The 15,582-nt window shown below is 67.7% G+C and carries 15 protein-coding genes; 7 read left to right on the forward strand and 8 right to left on the reverse strand.

Features of this window, described 5'->3' with window-relative positions:
* Nucleotides 1–175: 175 nt before the first annotated feature.
* Both A4R44_RS21835 and A4R44_RS21840 read right to left on the reverse strand, forming a co-directional pair.
* Nucleotides 176–397 carry an RNA-binding S4 domain-containing protein gene (locus A4R44_RS21835; RefSeq protein ID WP_037807659.1) on the reverse strand — a complete coding sequence of 74 codons (222 nt, stop codon included), beginning with the start codon at nt 395–397 and terminating at the stop codon, nt 176–178.
* Between the two features lie 13 nt (nt 398–410).
* Nucleotides 411–1,160, reverse strand: a complete 750-nt coding sequence (locus A4R44_RS21840) for a serine protease (RefSeq protein WP_067583698.1) — start codon at nt 1,158–1,160, stop codon at nt 411–413.
* Nucleotides 1,161–1,226: 66 nt separating this feature from the next.
* On the opposite strand from A4R44_RS21840, the gene A4R44_RS21845 reads away from it, so the two are divergent.
* Nucleotides 1,227–2,063, forward strand: a complete 837-nt coding sequence (locus tag A4R44_RS21845; protein WP_067583701.1) for an SDR family oxidoreductase — start codon at nt 1,227–1,229, stop codon at nt 2,061–2,063.
* A 121-nt stretch (nt 2,064–2,184) separates the two neighbouring features.
* Nucleotides 2,185–2,841 (forward strand): hypothetical protein, encoded by a 657-nt coding sequence (locus tag A4R44_RS21850; protein WP_067583704.1) that lies wholly within the window; start codon nt 2,185–2,187, stop codon nt 2,839–2,841.
* A gap of 59 nt (nt 2,842–2,900) precedes the next feature.
* On the opposite strand, the gene A4R44_RS21855 is transcribed toward A4R44_RS21850, so the two are convergent.
* Together A4R44_RS21855 and A4R44_RS21860 are read right to left on the reverse strand one after the other, a co-directional pair.
* Entirely contained in the window at nt 2,901–3,557 is a 657-nt protein-coding gene (locus A4R44_RS21855) for a response regulator (protein ID WP_067583707.1), read from the reverse strand.
* Complete coding sequence (locus A4R44_RS21860; RefSeq protein ID WP_067584065.1) at nt 3,554–5,143, reverse strand: sensor histidine kinase; 1,590 nt, start codon at nt 5,141–5,143, stop codon at nt 3,554–3,556. The genes A4R44_RS21855 and A4R44_RS21860 overlap by 4 nt, the downstream gene beginning before the upstream one ends.
* Nucleotides 5,144–5,327: 184 nt before the next feature.
* Between A4R44_RS21860 and A4R44_RS21865 the strand changes: the two genes are divergently transcribed.
* From A4R44_RS21865 to A4R44_RS21880, 4 genes are all read left to right on the forward strand, one after another.
* Nucleotides 5,328–6,131, forward strand: a complete 804-nt coding sequence (locus tag A4R44_RS21865) for an ABC transporter ATP-binding protein (RefSeq protein WP_067583710.1) — start codon at nt 5,328–5,330, stop codon at nt 6,129–6,131.
* On the forward strand, nt 6,121–6,999 hold the full coding sequence (locus A4R44_RS21870; RefSeq protein ID WP_067583713.1) for an ABC transporter permease: 879 nt from the start codon (nt 6,121–6,123) through the stop codon (nt 6,997–6,999). The genes A4R44_RS21865 and A4R44_RS21870 overlap by 11 nt, the downstream gene beginning before the upstream one ends.
* A 1-nt stretch (nt 7,000) precedes the next feature.
* Nucleotides 7,001–8,056 carry an ABC transporter substrate-binding protein gene (locus tag A4R44_RS21875; RefSeq protein WP_067583716.1) on the forward strand — a complete coding sequence of 352 codons (1,056 nt, stop codon included), beginning with the start codon at nt 7,001–7,003 and terminating at the stop codon, nt 8,054–8,056.
* A 199-nt stretch (nt 8,057–8,255) separates the two neighbouring features.
* Nucleotides 8,256–8,969, forward strand: coding sequence for a G1 family glutamic endopeptidase (locus A4R44_RS21880; RefSeq protein WP_067583717.1), 714 nt, complete (start codon nt 8,256–8,258; stop codon nt 8,967–8,969).
* A gap of 307 nt (nt 8,970–9,276) precedes the next feature.
* On the opposite strand, the gene A4R44_RS21885 is transcribed toward A4R44_RS21880, so the two are convergent.
* Nucleotides 9,277–9,951, reverse strand: a complete 675-nt coding sequence (locus A4R44_RS21885) for a DUF1345 domain-containing protein (RefSeq protein WP_093572163.1) — start codon at nt 9,949–9,951, stop codon at nt 9,277–9,279.
* Nucleotides 9,952–9,977: 26 nt separating this feature from the next.
* Nucleotides 9,978–12,755, reverse strand: a complete 2,778-nt coding sequence (locus A4R44_RS21890) for an AAA family ATPase (protein WP_338080499.1) — start codon at nt 12,753–12,755, stop codon at nt 9,978–9,980.
* A gap of 388 nt (nt 12,756–13,143) precedes the next feature.
* Here A4R44_RS21890 and A4R44_RS21895 point away from each other — a divergent pair, with 388 nt between their 5' ends.
* Nucleotides 13,144–14,241: a S1 family peptidase gene (locus A4R44_RS21895; protein WP_067583720.1), complete on the forward strand. Its 1,098-nt coding sequence runs from the start codon at nt 13,144–13,146 to the stop codon at nt 14,239–14,241.
* Nucleotides 14,242–14,295: 54 nt separating this feature from the next.
* On the opposite strand, the gene A4R44_RS21900 is transcribed toward A4R44_RS21895, so the two are convergent.
* Nucleotides 14,296–14,907: a DUF4232 domain-containing protein gene (locus A4R44_RS21900; RefSeq protein WP_067583723.1), complete on the reverse strand. Its 612-nt coding sequence runs from the start codon at nt 14,905–14,907 to the stop codon at nt 14,296–14,298.
* 200 nt (nt 14,908–15,107) lie between these two features.
* The gene (locus tag A4R44_RS21905) at nt 15,108–15,515 is read right to left on the reverse strand and encodes an SsgA family sporulation/cell division regulator (protein WP_067583726.1); all 408 of its coding nucleotides are present in this window, start codon (nt 15,513–15,515) and stop codon (nt 15,108–15,110) included.
* Nucleotides 15,516–15,582 lie beyond the last annotated feature (67 nt).

Below are 15,582 nucleotides of genomic sequence, written 5' to 3' on the forward strand. Positions count from 1 at the left end.
GGGTGCGGGGGAGGGGCTGGGTGCCTCGATGGTCGGGTGCGTCGGCTGCGGTTTGTGGGTGGGGCTTCTTGCGGGAACCCGCGTTCGTGAAAGGCCCCCTCGCGTTGGGGGCGTGAGGGCTGAGGGAATCAGAGTCAATGAGGGTGGCCCTCACGCACGAGTCAGCCGGGGGGAGTCAGTGTTCCAGGGAGACGCGGGCGTTCTCGGTGCCGACTGTTACTACGTCGCCGTCCGCTAGCTGGCGGCCTCGGCGGGTTTCCACCTCGCCGTTGACCGTGACCTCTTCCGCATCGATCAGGTCTTTCGCGTGCGAGCCGTTGTCCGCGAGGTCGGCCAGTTTCAGGAATTGGCCCAGCCGGATCGGTTCTCCGGTGATCGGGACGTCGCGCGTGCTCATGCGTCGCATCATGTCACGGCATCGTGGTCGCTCGGTTGTACAGATCGGTGACCTGCTCGTCGAAGTAGCTTGAGTACGAGACGTCGTCGGTGTAGCCGCCTCCCTCGTAACCGCCGATTACGCCTACTACTGTGCCCGTCTTCGTGTCGGGAGACGGGTCGGCTACCAGGGGGCTGCCGCTCGTGCCGGTGGCGAAGCCTGGGCAGTCGACCCGTACCTGGTGTTCGTCCTGCTGCTGGGTGTGCGTCTCGCAGGTGGCGACCTCGTCGACGCCGTCTGGGTAGCCGGCGACGGTCACCGGGCGAGCGAAGGGGCCGTTCGTGGCTAGCTGGTTGGCTCCGGTCACCGCTTCCAGGGGTTCGGGGGAACCGTCTTGGCGTGCGGTCGCGAAACCGACATCGAGGTTCGGATCGGACGAGTCGATCCAGTTTTGTGCGACCAGCTCGTTCCCGACCTGCCAGTACCCGTACGGGGCGACGCCGTCGTGGAAGCCCGGCGCGAAGGTGACATTGGCCAGGTAGCCGCCGCCTTCGCCGTCGTGGATGCAGTGTGCGGCGGTGAGCAGTTCGTCCCCTCGCGGGCTGTGCACGACGCTCGCGGTGCAGTAATGCGAGCCGTCGACGAACAGTGCGCCGATGGACGCTTGGATCGGCTTCGCCGGGGGCGGCGGCGTGCCCGCTGGTTCCGCTGCGTGCTCAGCACAAGCCACGATGGTCCCGCTCGCACTCATTAGTGCGAACAGCCCGATCACCGTGCGCCGCATGCCACCTCCTGTACTGGTCCTCGTCACTAGTATCAGAGAACGCGGTGAGACCAGGGTGGGGAGACGATGAAGGACTTCTCGAACAAAGTCGCAGTGATCACCGGAGCGGGCTCGGGCATCGGCCGGGCGCTGGCGCTTGAGCTGGCGTTGCACGGCGCGCTCCTCGAACTGTCCGATGTCGATGCCGAAGGTCTCGACGGCACCGTGCGCGAAGCCCGCGAGCGTGGGGCCGAGGTGCGGGGGCATTCCCTCGACGTGGCCGACCGGACCGCGGTTCTCGCTCACGCCGAAGACGTCGTCCACGAGCACGGCCGGGTCAACCTCGTCGTCAACAACGCCGGGGTGGCGCTCGGCGCGACCGTCGAGGACATGACGTTCGAGGATTTCGACTGGCTGCTCGGCGTCAACCTCGGCGGCGTCGTGAACGGCACGAAGGCATTCCTGCCGCACCTCATCGACTCCGGTGACGGCTACGTCGTGAATATCTCCAGCGTGTTCGGATTCGTCGGAGTGCCTACGCAGAGTGCCTACAACGCGGCGAAGTTCGCCGTTCGCGGATTCACCGAGTCGCTGCGCGAAGAAATGCTCGCGGCGCGGCATCCGGTCGGCGTCAGCTGCGTGCACCCGGGCGGGATCAAGACCAACATCGCTCGCAACGCGCGCGGCGGAACCGGCGGCGACCAAGCCAAAGCAGCGGCCGGGTTCGACAAAATCGCTCTTACCACACCGAAGAGAGCGGCCGAGACGATCCTGCGCGGCGTGCGCAGGCGGTCCGCACGGATCCTCATCGGACCGGACGCCTACGTGATCGACGCGATCCCGCGCGTCCTCGGTTCGGCATACCAGCGTCCGCTCGCGGTTTTGGCGCGCCAGGGACTCAAACGCGTCGAGCGGAACGGATAACGCGGCGCGACTGTCCGCATTCTTGATCACCCGATGGAGTTGCATTTTCGCCGAACCCCTCGGGAATGTCGCAGAATGCTGCCAGTCCACTCGTGTGTCCGCACCCCGGAGGTAGCCCTCGATGCTGCGCCTTGCCGAGCGCCGATTGGCCGCGCCCGCTGACCGCGCCTCCGGGGAACTGGTCGACCGCACCGGCATCATCGCCGCGAGCCTGCCGCGCGGGCCCCGGCTGCCGGGAGAAGCCGGGCCGGAGACGAGCTGCGAATCGACCCAGCAGATCCCGGTGATCGCCGGGTGCGCGCCCGCCGAGGAACGCCCGCGCGCGGTCGCGTCGCGGCGGCGGGCCCGGGCGTGGGTCGGCGCCGGGGTGGCTGTGGTCCTGGTCGGACTCGGCTGGCTCGCCGGAGGGTTCTTCACCGGTGCGCTGCCCGGACAGCCCGCGGACGACGCCCTCGTGCAGGCCGAGCAGCGCGTTCCGATCGCGGAGCAGCAGATCCCCGTCCCGTCGGCGATCACGCCGCCGGTGACGCAGACCGCTCCGCCGGTCACTGTGTACGTCCCGGTGCCCTCGCAGCAGACTCCGGTGCGGCGGCACAATCCGGTCCGCCCGACCACGCCGCGCGCGACGGCGGTTCCGGAGTCCTCGGAGCAGGCCGATCCGCGCGCGGACCTCGAGACGCCGACGCCGAGCAAGACCCCGGAGCGGGCGGGCATCGACCAGTTCCTCGACTGGAAGCCGTGGCTCGACACGGCGCAGCGGATGGCTGGCGGGCGCTGACCGCGGGGGCTCGTGAGTGTTTATGCCGGTTAGAACCGGCGCAAATACTCACGACAGCTTCAGCCGATCCAGCCGTACTCGTGTTCCGGCCGCCCGGTCGCGCCGTAGCGAAGCCGCATCTCCACTGCTCCCGACTCCGCCAGCGCGGTGAGATAACGCTGCGCGGTGGCACGGGCCATGCCGAGTTCTCTGGCCACTTCGGCGGCCGAGAGCGGGGTCGGCGAACCGCGCAGCCGCTCCGACACCAGGCGCGCCGTCGCGCTTGACTGGCCCTTCGGCGTCGCCGCGCGATCTTGGTCGTGGAGGGCGCGGAAGGCTCGGTCCACGTCGTCCTGAGACAGTGGACGTTCGGTCGTGACCAGGCCGCGGTACCGAGTGTAGGACGTGAGCCGTTCCGACAACTGCCGCGTCGTGAACGGTTTGATCAGGTAGTTCAACGCCCCCGCGCGGATCGCGGCGGAGATCGACGCGGCGTCGGTGGCCGCGGACAGCACGATGGTGTCCGTCTTCAGGTCGGGCAGGACGGAAAGACCGGGCTCGTCGGGCAGGTAGACGTCCAGCAGCACCAGGTCCGGGGCCAGTTCGCGCACGCGGGCGCGGGCTTCGGCGGCGGTGTGTGCGACCCCGGCGACGGTGAAGCCCGGTACCTCCGACACGAATCCCGCGTGCACGCCGGCGACGCGGAAGTCGTCGTCCACGATCAGGGTGCGGATCATGCGTCGGTCTCCTCGGGTCGGTCCAGCAGGCCGGGAAGTTTGGCGACGAACAACGCGCCGGTCGTCGCGCCGCCGGGGTCGGCGAGCCACACGTCGCCGTCGCGGGCCCGGGCGGCTTGGCGGGCCAACGCCAGTCCGAGGCCGTGTCCGGGACTGAGCTTTGTGGACACTCCCTCGTCGAAAAGGCTCTCCCGCAACGCCGCGTCGATTCCCGGTCCGCTGTCCACAACGGACACGTGCAAAGCGGAGTCATCGGCGAGCAGGCCGACTTCGACCCACGCGGGGCGGCGCGGGCCCATGCGGGCGGCGTGCAGGGCGTTGTCGACCAGGTTGCCGATTACGGTGCCCGCGGCGATCGGGTCGGTCACCGACGCGGGGACCCAGGCGTCGTCGGCCAGTCGCAGTTCCATGCCTTTCTCTTGCGCCTGCTCGGTTTTCGCGACCAGCAAGGCTTGCAGGTACGGATCGGTGACCCGGTCATCGAGCGGTTCCGCGTGCGAGGCAGTGGTTTCGGTGAGGGTTTGCAGGTATTCCTCGGCTTCGGCGTGATGGCCCAGCTGCAGCAGACCGGACAGCGTGTGCAAGCGGTTCGCGAACTCGTGTCGTTGCGCGCGGAGGCCGTCGGACAGGGAGCGGATGCCGTCGAGTTCGCGGGTGAGGGTGTCGAGGTCGGTGCGGTCGCGGAAGGTCAGGACGGTGCCCAGTGCGCGTTCATCTCGTTGCACGGCGCGGGAATTGATCACCAGGACCCGGTTTCCGGCTACCGCCAGTAGGTTGTCCACGGGACGTCCTTCGGCGACGGCTTTGTGCACTCGCGGGGACAGGTCCAGTTCCTCCAGCGGTGCGCCGACGGGGAGCGGGGTGCCGAGAAGGCGTTCGGCTTCGTCATTGCCGACGGTGACCCGGTGTTCCGCGTCTACGGCCAGGACGCCTTCGCCGATGCCGTGCAGGACGGCTTCGTGCTCGTAGAGCAGTTCGGTCAGTTCGTGCGGTTCCAGGCCGTGGGTTACACGGCGCAATCGGCGGTTGAGCAGGGCGGACGCACCCGCGCCGAGCAGCAGTGCTCCTCCGCCGAAGACCAAAGTCAGGGCGAGGAGATCGTTGAAGGCACCGGTGAGGTCGGTGATGTCGAAACCGACGCTCACTTCCCCGACCACCCGCGATCCCTGCCAGATCGGGGTTTTGCTGCGCACCGATACCCCCAACGTGCCCAGCTGGACAGCGCTGACGACGTCCTTGCCCGCGAGCGCTTCCTCCGCGGACGTGCTTACCCGCTGGCCGATCTCGTGCGGGGTCGGATGCGCGAGCCGGATCGCGTGGTCGTCGGTGATGACCACGAACAACACGTCGGTCGCCTTGGTGACCGCTTGCACGCGTTCCTCCAGCGGCCCACCCCGCTGCCGTGCGGCCGCACCCGCGACCACCACCGGGTCGGCGGCCACCGACTTCGCGATTGCCAGCGCGCGTTCGCCGTATTGTCTCGACAGCGTCGTGCGCAGGAGCGAGCTGACCAGCGCGACGCCGAGGCCCACGACGAGGACCACCACGCCGATCTGCAACAGCAGCACCTGACGGGTGAACCGCATCCGCGGAAAGAGCGCCCACTTCGGCATGTCAGGGAACATACCCCCAGCTCAGCGCTGTGCGCTAAACGAGCAAAACGTGGAGAACGCGCAGAGCGCACGCAGAACGTCGACAAGCTTCTCCGCTGCGAAACCCGCTCTTAACCTGCCTCGAGCGAGTCCCCACCGTGACGAAGGAGTCACCTCGATGGCCCCACTCATCGAACTGATCGGCGCCACCAAAAGGTTCCCGAGCGGATCAGGTTCTGTCCACACCGCTGTCCGCGAGCTGACCATGACCGTCGAACCGGGGGAGTTCGTCGCCGTGGTCGGGCCGACCGGGTGCGGCAAATCCACCACATTGTCCCTGGTCTCCGGGTTGCAGCCGCCGTCGGCGGGCCGGGTCGTCGTGCACGGCTCCGACGTCAAGTCGATCCCGGACGGCGTCGGCTACATGTTCCAGACCGACGCGGTGATGCCGTGGCGTTCGGTGCTGGACAACGTCGCGTCCGGGCCGCGATTCCGCGGTGCGTCCAAAGAGGACGCCCGGAAGAAGGCGGCCGACTGGGTCGGCCGGGTCGGACTGGCCGGGTTCGAGAAGTACTACCCGCACCAGCTTTCCGGCGGGATGCGCAAGCGCGTCGCGTTGGCGCAGACCCTGGTCACCGAGCCGAAAATCCTGCTGATGGACGAGCCGTTCTCCGCGCTCGACGTCCAGACTCGCGCGCTGATGCAGGACGAGTTGCTCCGGCTGTGGTCCGGCACCGGTGCCGCGGTGATCTTCGTGACGCACGACCTCGACGAGGCGATCGCGTTGGCGGACAAGGTGGTCGTGCTGACCACGAGCCCGGCGACGGTCAAGGACGTCTTCGAGATTCCGCTGGAGCGGCCGCGCAAGGTGGAAGACCTGCGGCTGACCGAGGAATTCCGCAAGCTCTACTCCGACATCTGGGAATCGCTGCGCGGCGAGGTCGACAAGGCCCGCCAGAAGGGAGCGACCGGTGTCGCTTGAGACTCAGACCGCGCCGACGCCGGTCTTCGAAACCGAACAGGACATTCTCTCCCGCGCGAAGCGCTCCGCCGGACGGCACAAGCGCAACGTCTGGCTGCTGCGGCTGGCGATTCTCGTTGCCTGGCTTGGGTTGTGGGAGCTCGCGGGCCGGTTCTGGATCGACCCGTTCTTCTACTCGATGCCGTCGAAGATCTGGGAACGGCTCACCGAATGGTTCACCACCGGTACCGACTTCGGGACCATTTGGTACCAGATCCTGGTGACCGTCGAGGAGGCCGTGATCGGGTTCGTGCTCGGTGCGGTCGCGGGCGTGATCTGCGGGGTCATTCTCGGCCGCAGCGCGTATCTCGCCGAGGTGCTGGCTCCGTTCATCAAGGCAGCCAACGCAATGCCGCGGATCGTGCTCGCCGCGCTGTTCGTGATCTGGTTCGGTCTCGGGCTGTCCTCGAAGGTCGCGACGGTGTTCGTGCTCGTGTTCTTCGCGGTTTTCTTCAACGCTTTCACCGGTGCCCGCGAGGTGGATCGCAACCTGATCGACAACGCGCGCATCCTCGGTGCGACGCGGTGGCAGGTGCTGCAGTCGATTGTTCTTCCCAGCGCGACGTCGTGGATTCTGTCGTCGCTGCACGTCGCGTTCGGCTTCGCGCTGATCGGTGCGGTCGTTGGCGAGTACACCGGTGCCAAGGCGGGCATGGGCTTCCTGATCGCCAACGCACAGGGCACGTTCGACACCGCCGGGGTTTACGCCGGGATGCTCGTGATCATGGTCGTGGCGCTGTTCGCGGAATGGCTGATCGGTTCGGCCGAGCGCAAACTGCTGCGCTGGCGTCCGCAGATGTCGGCCGACGACGGACGGCGGGACATCTGACATGCGGCTGAAGAGGACACTCGCGGTCGCGGCGGCCGCGCTGGTGACCGTGGCCGGGGTCAGCGCCTGCCGGGATTCCCGGGAGATCGACCTCGGCAACGGCGGACGGCCGCACATCAAGATCATGGTCGGCGGACTGTCCAAAGTGATCTACCTGCCCGGGCAGCTCGCGAAGCAACTTGGCGAGTACGAGAAGCAGGGGCTGGACGTCGAACTGTTCGACCAGCCGTCCGGGGCCAACGCGGAAACCTCACTGCTGGCCGGTGAAGTGCAGGGCGTGGTCGGGTTCTACGACCACACGATCGACTTGCAGGCCAAGGATCAATGCATCACCAGCGTGGTGCAGTTCGCGAATGTGCCGGGCGAAGCGGAGATGGTCGCGACCCCGAAGGCCGGGCACATCAAGTCCGGCGCGGACTTCCGCGGGAAGAACCTCGGCGTGACGTCGCTGGGGTCGTCGACCGACTTCCTCACCAAGGCGCTCGCCAGCCGCGGCGGCGTCGGCAGCAAGGACTACACGCCGGTGAAGGTCGGGGCCGGCCAGACGTTCATCTCCGCCCTGCAACAAGGTTCGATCGACGCGGGCATGACGACCGACCCGACCATCGCGCAGCTGACCAACACCGGACAGGCCAAGGTGCTCTACGACATGCGCACGCCGGAAGGCACGCGTGCGGCGTTGGGCGGGCTGTATCCGGCGAGCTCGCTGTACATGAGCTGCGAAATCGTGAAGCGCTATCCGGACGTCGTGCAGAAACTCGCCAACGCGTATGTGAATTCGCTGAAGTGGCTTTCCACGCACACTGCGGAGCAGGTGGCCGATCTGATGCCGCCGTCGTTCGCGGGCGGGAACAAGGCGTTGTACATCAAGTCCCTCAAGGACAGTCTGCCGATGTTCACCAAGGACGGCCGGATGGACCCGTCCGGCGCGCAGAACGTGCTGCAGGTGCTGGGCGCGTCTTCCAGCAACGTGAAGCCGAAAAAGGACAAGATCGATTTGTCCAAGACGTACACCACCCAGTTCGTGGACGCCGCGCACGCCCGTACGGCGCGGTAGTCCATTTCGGAAGGAGTCCGTGCCTGCCCGCTGCCTCCCCCGGCGGGCGGGCACGGACTTTCGTGTACACAAAGGAGAATCGGGACATTTGGTGAAGATTTCCCGAGATGTGAATACCCTTCGAAAGTAGCTACCAACTCGGGCGGGCGAAATTCAACACTGGTACGCGCAGGCACTCCCGTGACCAGATTGGATGCCCATGAGTTCACGATCTTTCCGTCGTCCCCTCGGATTGCTGGCGGTCGGCGCGTTCGCGGCCGCGACCCTCGTGGCCGGCGCGGGAGCCGGGCCCGTCACGTTCGGCAAGCACTTCCACGGGAACCACTACTCCGGCGGAAACTGGGGCGGCTACGTCAGTTTCGGCAGCTTCACGACCGCGACCGCGGGCTGGACCGAACCGTCGGCGACCTGCAATTCCAGCAACGACCTGTTCGCGCCGTGGGTGGGCATCGACGGCGACGGATCGTCCTCTGTGGAGCAGACCGGCGTCGCGACCGATTGCTCCAGCGGCAGCCCGCAATACCAGGCGTGGTACGAAATGTACCCGGCCGCACCGGTTTACTACTCGGCGAGCGAGGCACCGGTGAAGGCGGGCGACCACATCACCGCGACGGTCACGCGCAGCAACAACAGCTACAAACTCGACCTGAAGAACGACACTCAAGGCTGGACGAAGACGACCACGCAGTCGCTCAACGCGAAGCACTCGTCGGCTGAGGCGATCATCGAATCGCCGTCGGATTCGTACCCGGCGATCAACGGCGGTGTGAAGTTCGACGGGGTCAAGTTCGACGGCAAGAACCTCGCCGACACCAGCCCCCAGGGCCTCAACGCGGACGACGGCGGCAGCGCGACCTGGACCCCCGGCTCGATCGGCTCGGACGGCCAGAGCTTCACCATGACCCGTCAGTAGAAGGTCGTGAAGGGCACCCTGAAGGAATCTGATTCCCTCAGGGTGCCTCGCACGGAGATTGGTGTGGCATCCGGCGATGGATTCCTCGTCCGGCCAGTACGACGCGGTGATGCCGAGTCCGGATTCGTCGCGGGCGGAGTTCATGCCGAGGTAGCCCGGCTGTGTCGCGGCAAGCTCGCCATACAGGCGGCGTCGCTGCGGTCGCCATCGGTGCGCCGGGATGAGAAGGTCACCGCGTAGCACGGCGGGTCGGGAAGCTCCAATGGCCGGAGATATACCGGGCGGACGCGGGCGAGGCCAGCGGGGTTCAGCCCTGAAGGCCGTTGACCGCCCAGGCGAACACCATCAGCGCGAGCAGCAGCGAGATCCCGGCCTGGACCATCATGGTCATCTTCGCCCAGATCCGCAGCGGCATGACGTCGGTCGGGCTGAACGCGGTGGCGTTGGTGAACGAGGTGTAGAGGTAGTCCAGGTACCGCGGTTCCCATTCGGCCTTGGCCATCGACGGATCGCTCATCTGCGGGAATTGCAGGTCGGGGAAGTCCGCCCGGCCCGCCGCGCGCCGGGCGGGGCCGCCGCGGTCGAACTCCCAGTACCAGAGCGAGAAGACGACGATGTTGGTCCAATAGACGACCACGCCGCTGATCAGCACCTGCACCGCGTGCCCGCGTTGCGCGCCCTGCGCGATTCCGATCACCAGCTGTACCGCGGACGCGCCGTTGAGCACGCTGACGACAGCGAGCGCGGTCAACGCGACCATGCGCTCGACGATGTTGAACTCGGTGAGCCGTCCCGGATTCAGCAACAGCAGTGCGACGATCAGCACCGCGGTCAGCGAGGGCAGCAGCCACCACGGGTGCAGCACCATCTCGTCGGGCAAGGCGAGTTGCAGGGCGAGCGTCCCGATGACGACGGCCGCTGCGGGCCACCTGGTCTCGCCTTTGGTCGCCCGCCGCCAGGCAGGCACTGATTCGTCAGCCACCTGAACACGGTAGGGCTAGGTGGCGATTATTGCGCAGCTTTAGGTGACGGCAGTTTCCTCGCGACGTCCGTGCGGCTTCGCGCGTCTAGCTTGCGAAGCACCTTCGCCACGTGCTGCTCCACTGTGCGTGGGGACAGGAACAGACCGTCGGCAATCTGACGGTTTGTCCGACCTTTCGCGAGCATCTCTGCGACTTCGCGCTCTCGCGGCGACAGTTCGCGACCGTACCCACGACGGCCGCGCTGTGACGGTGCCCAAGCACCGTGTTCGCGAAGCACGTGATGACAGCGCCCAGCGTCGCGCGTGGCACCTAGTTGCGCATACGCAGCTGCAGCCTGGCTGAGGGCAGCTGTCGCAGCGTCTTGGCCTGCATCGAGTCGACAGCGTGCCGCGCGTTCACGCATACCGGCGGCAAGGTACGGCATCGGCAGCTCTGCGTACGCGTCGGCTGCGGTGTCGAAGAGCGTCGCGGCCGCTAGGTGTTTCGCGCGGGCGTTTGTCAGGACGGCGCGGCCAGCGTGCAGGGCTGCGGTGGCGAGAGGCGCGTCGCGGTCTTCGATGCCGCGCGCGAATTCTTCGACGAATGCGTCGGCGTCGTGCCAACGGTCTGCGCGTGTGTACGCCTCCGCGGCGGCTGGGACGAGCGACGCCGCCCAGACCCACACGCCTTTCCGGCGCGCGGCGTCGACAGCTACATCAGCGGCTTCGCAGGCTGCGGCGACGTCGTCAGTCGACAGGTGCACGCCGATCAACACCGAAGCCGCGCACAACACAACGGGGATAGGGCCTTCGCCCGGACGGTGTGCCGAGGCGTTGGCCAAGTGTCTTCGTGCTGCCGCGAACTCGCCGCGTACCGCGGCCAGCCCGCCCAGCACCAGCGACGTTTCCATGACGATCGCGCCCAGCGCCGGGTGCCGGGTACGGACGTCTTCGGTCGCTTCGGTCAGGCCGTCCCATTTGCCGCGGAACCAGGCGAGCCGCACCTCGGTGCCTTCGATCAGGCCTTTCGGGTACAGCGCGCCGGCTTCGGACGCCCGGCGCAGGCCCTCGGCGACCAGCTTTTCGGTTCGGCCGAGGTGGCCGGACCACGACTGCGCGTCGGCGAGATTGCACCACAACCGGGCCAGCTGGACGCGCTCGGCGACGCTCGGCGCGGTGTCCGGCATCGCCTGGAATTCCGCCCACGCCGAACCGTCGCCGATGTGCGCGGCGGTCGCGATCCGGTCGCCGGTGAGCGCGAGCCGCAGTTCGGGGTCGGTCAGTCCGGAGTGGACTTCCCGGGCGCGGCGCATCCACTGTTCGTGCCAGGACAGCGGGGTGAGTCCGTCGAACGGCAGCGCGAGCAGGTTGATCCCGCGCGCGGCCAGTTCCGGCCGATCCGCCAATTCGGCGACGGCGCGTTCCACCGCCGCGCGACCCTGCTCCAGCCGTCCGGCGACGCGGACCAGCAGCATGCCCAGCGCGAGCCGGATCGTCTCGTGCACGGCTGGCGGCAGCGGGCGGTCTTCGAGCAGCTTCTCCAGCGTCAGGTGGACATCCGGGCGGAAGACACGCAGCGAGACATCACTGAGCTTCTTCGTCAACCGGCCGACCGCGTCCTCGTCGGCATTCGCGACGATCGCCTGCAGCAAGTCGATCGCACGTGCGGTATCGCCGTGCGCGATCGCTTCGTCGGCCGCTTCTTCCGCGTAGTACCGCCATTCCTCGACGCGTCCGGCGGCGTGCGCATGCTCGGCGAGCAATGACAGCGATTGGCCAGGAAGGTGCATTGCCTTGGTGTGCAACAATTTTCGCTCGGACGCGCTGAGACCAGCATACACGGCCTTGCGTGCGAACGGATGCCTGAAGCCGTAGCGATTGTCGTCGACCTCGTCCACCAGGCCGTCCGGCAAGACGACCTCGTCTTCGGCCAACCCGGTCAGTTCATTCAGGACAGACAGCTCAGCGGGCAGGTCAAGCACGGCGGCGGCTTTGGCGAACTGGACTGCGGTCTTCGGCAGCGCGGACAGCTGCCTGGACACCGATTCCTGAAGCGCGGCAGGGACTTCCAGGCGATCCAATGCCGACTCGGTCAGTTCAACGCCTCGCAACGCACGGAGAGTTTCCTCAGCGACAAAAGGAATCCCCGCGGTGTACTCGTGCAGCTTCGCGGCGAACTCGGCGGTGATCCGGGGTGCCCCGAGGAGGTCGCAAGCCATCGCGGTGACCGCCGCGGCGTCCAATGGCCCGAGCGTCACCTGCGCGCTGGGTACCTCAGGCGCGATGCGAACGCGCGAGTCGCCAGTGTGGCAGGTGGCGACCATGCCCAGCTCCGGCGGCCAGTCGACGGCGAGAAAACGCAGCAGGTCACCGGTTCCCGGGTCGGCGCGGTGCAGATCGTCGATGAGCAGGACGGTCGGACCGCAGGCGATCAGCAGTTCCCGGAACGCGCGGAACACGCGATGCCGCCCGGCACTGGTGTCCGGCAGCGGTTCCGGCGCGGGCGGCAGGACGTCGGCCAGCTCCGGCAGAAGTGGTTGCAGCGCACCGGCAACCGGGCTCAGCGGTCCGAGCCGGTCCCCGGCGGAGCGCAACGCTTCCAGCATCGGCCCGTAGGGAAAGGGCTCGGCCAGTCGCGGGCACGCGCCGCGCAGCACGCGGATCCGCGAAAACTCCGGGTGCACGGCGAGTTCGGCGAGCAGCCGGGTTTTGCCCATTCCCGGCGCACCCTCGACCAGCACCGCGGCGGGCCGGTGGCCGAGAACTTCAGCGACGGCGGCGAGTTCGCGGTCCCGGCCGGCGAAAGCCGCCGGACGCGGACGCACGGATACCAACGTCGGAACGGCCGGCCACATCACGACCTCCCCAGCGAGCATCTTGTCCGTTTCGCCCGAAGCTTAAGCAGTGTGCGGAGCCGGGTAAACCGAGTCCCGGCGGGAGCGTAAGCACGCTCCTCACACGTCTGCCTCCGCATGGTCACCACATGGCAGAAGAAAACCCGGCGTGCGGTCACAAAGAGTGCGAAACCTCGTGGAGTTCGCCGGTTCAGCGGAACAACCCACGGACGCCCGCTGTCGCGGTCAACGCTCGGTAGTCGGACAAGTCCCTACTTAAGGATTGCTCCGCTACCTATTCTCGCGCCCCCCTATTGCAGTGGATTGGACCACCGCCGCACCCTTCGAGGCCGGGGGGAACCGAACGCGAGGGAGAAGCATGAAAGCCATCAGATTCCTCGGCGCCGCAACCGCTGCCGCGGCGGTGACGGCGATCTTCGCCGGCGTCCCGGCCGCCGGCGCCGCTCCGCTCAACCCCGACCTGGTCCCGGCGATGCAGCGCGACCTAGGCCTCACCCACAGCCAGGCACTCACCCGGCTCGCGAACGAGGAGGCCGCGAACAAGGTCGGCGCGGCATTGGAGAAGTCTCTCGGCGAACGCTTCAGCGGCACGAGCTTCAACGCCTCGACCGGCAAAGCTGTGGTCTCGGTGACCGACGCGGCGCTCGTCGACCAGGTACGTGCGGCTGGCGCCGAGGCCCACGTCGTCCAGTTCAGCGCCCGGCAGCTCGACTCGACCGTGCAGGCGCTCAACGCCCACGAGAAGGCCGCGCCGAAGCCGGTCACCGGCTGGGGCATCGACACCACGAGCAACCGGATCAGCCTGACTGTCCTCAAGGGACAGCGCGGTGCGGCCGAGCAGTTCGTCCGCCAGTCCGGTGTGGACAGTGCGGCGGTGACCGTGACGGAAACCTCGGCGGTGCCCAAGGCGCACTACAACGTGCTCGGCGGGGACGCGTACTACATCGGCAGTTCGTCTCGCTGCTCTGTCGGATTCTCGGTGAACGGCGGCTTCCTGACGGCAGGCCACTGCGCCGCGCTCACCGGCGGCGGCGCGCTGTCTGGCTACAACCGGGTCGCGATGGGTCAGTTCACCACCTACCGCTTCCCCGGCGCGGACTACGCGGCCGCACGGGTCAACAGCAACTGGACCCCGGTCGGCCAGATCAACAACGGCACCCGCGTCGCCGGTTCCACCGAGGCCGCCGTCGGCGCTTCGGTGTGCAAGTCCGGTTCCACCACCGGCTGGACCTGCGGCACGATCCGCGCCAAGAACCAGACCGTGCGCTACCAGGAAGGCACTGTGACCGGCATGGTGCTCACCAACGCCCGGTCCGACCACGGCGACTCCGGCGGTTCGTTCATCAGCGGAAACCAGGCGCAGGGCGTGGTTTCCGGCGGCGACACCGTCAACAGCTACTACTACCCGGTGAACGTCGCGCTGTCGGCGACGGGCACGACGCTCGTCCGCGGCTGAGCGGTTTTGACAAGGAGTGCCTGCGTCCGGTCGCGGCAGGCACTCCTTTCCGCGTCAGGACGGGTCGGCGGTGATCCCGTCGACCCAGGTGCCCGGGTGCGTCGCGCCGTCCTGGCGAGTGATCGCGATGTTCGACGGCCACGCGGCCTTCAACGCCTTGGTCTGGCCCGGCGGGATGGTGGCGAGGCTTTCCGCGGTCCAGGCCGGAGACTCCGCGGGCGGGTTCGGATCGGACGGGAGCACGGTGATCTTCGCGGTCGCGGTGCGCCCCGGAGCCAGGACGTTGTGCGCCGGGCCGGTCTCCCGCCGCAGCAGCGAATCCACCGGTCCGTAGACGGGGTGGTCCGGCCCGTGCAGGTCGACACCGGGGGTTCCGTGGAGGTCGCAGGTGTGCGACGAAGTGTTCTTGAACGTCAGCGGCAGCTCTAGCTGGCTGCCAGCCGGTTTCGCCGTGCCCAGCGACACCGAGAGGTCGTCGGTGGTGCAGCGCGGCGTCGGCGCGTCAGGCTGCTTCTCCTTGGCGGTGCTCGCCGGAGCACTGGAAGCCGCGGCGGGCGAGGAAGCCGCCGGTGCGGCGGAATTGGCCGGGGAACCGCAGGCCGCGAGGGCGAAGGCGCTCGCGAAGACTGCTGCTCCGACGGTCGCTCGGGTGAGCTTGGTGGACATCCGGGGTCTCTCCTAGGGTGACCGCTCGCGCGGTTCGCGGGCATCGGGTTGATGCCCAAGATCACCAGGATTATGCGTCAGCCGGGGTTCGCTTTCCCGGAGCTCGGCGTTCTGGGTCACCTGCGACAAGGGCGGTTCGAGTGCCTCCAGCGCACTCGAACCGCCCTTGCCCGCATTGCCGCGGGATCGGCAGGTCTAGGTCACACGTTGCTGATCTCCTCGATCAGCCCGTCGATGTCGAAGTGCTCGCTCTCGGCTCCGAGCGGCACCAGTTCGTAGGAGGATTCGAGGAACGCCTCGAGGTCGGCGCGCTCCAGCTCGAACGACGCGTAGCCGTCGGGCGACTCGATTTCCAGCGTCAGCAAGGCCTCGTCCTCGGACAGGTCCGGCCGGATCCGCACGTCGCCGATCCCGGTCGGCTCGTCCAGCCCGGTCACGAGCAGGTCGCGGGCGAAGGTCCACTCGATCCACCGGCCGCGTTCGGTCCGGAACGCCACGGTCACCGCGTAGGGCTCCGCCGCGTGGAAGGAGAGGCGGGACAGCACCGGCGTAGTGCTCTCGTTCAGCAGTACGAACTGGGTCTGGTGTACGGCGTCGGTGGTGTGCACGGCTGCTCCTGGAGTCCTCCGGTCGTTCGCGCCTCGCGAACTGGTCGGCAGGGAGATGATCGGCCCG

This window comes from Amycolatopsis sp. M39, assembly GCF_001651785.1.
Classification (GTDB): domain Bacteria; phylum Actinomycetota; class Actinomycetes; order Mycobacteriales; family Pseudonocardiaceae; genus Amycolatopsis; species Amycolatopsis rubida.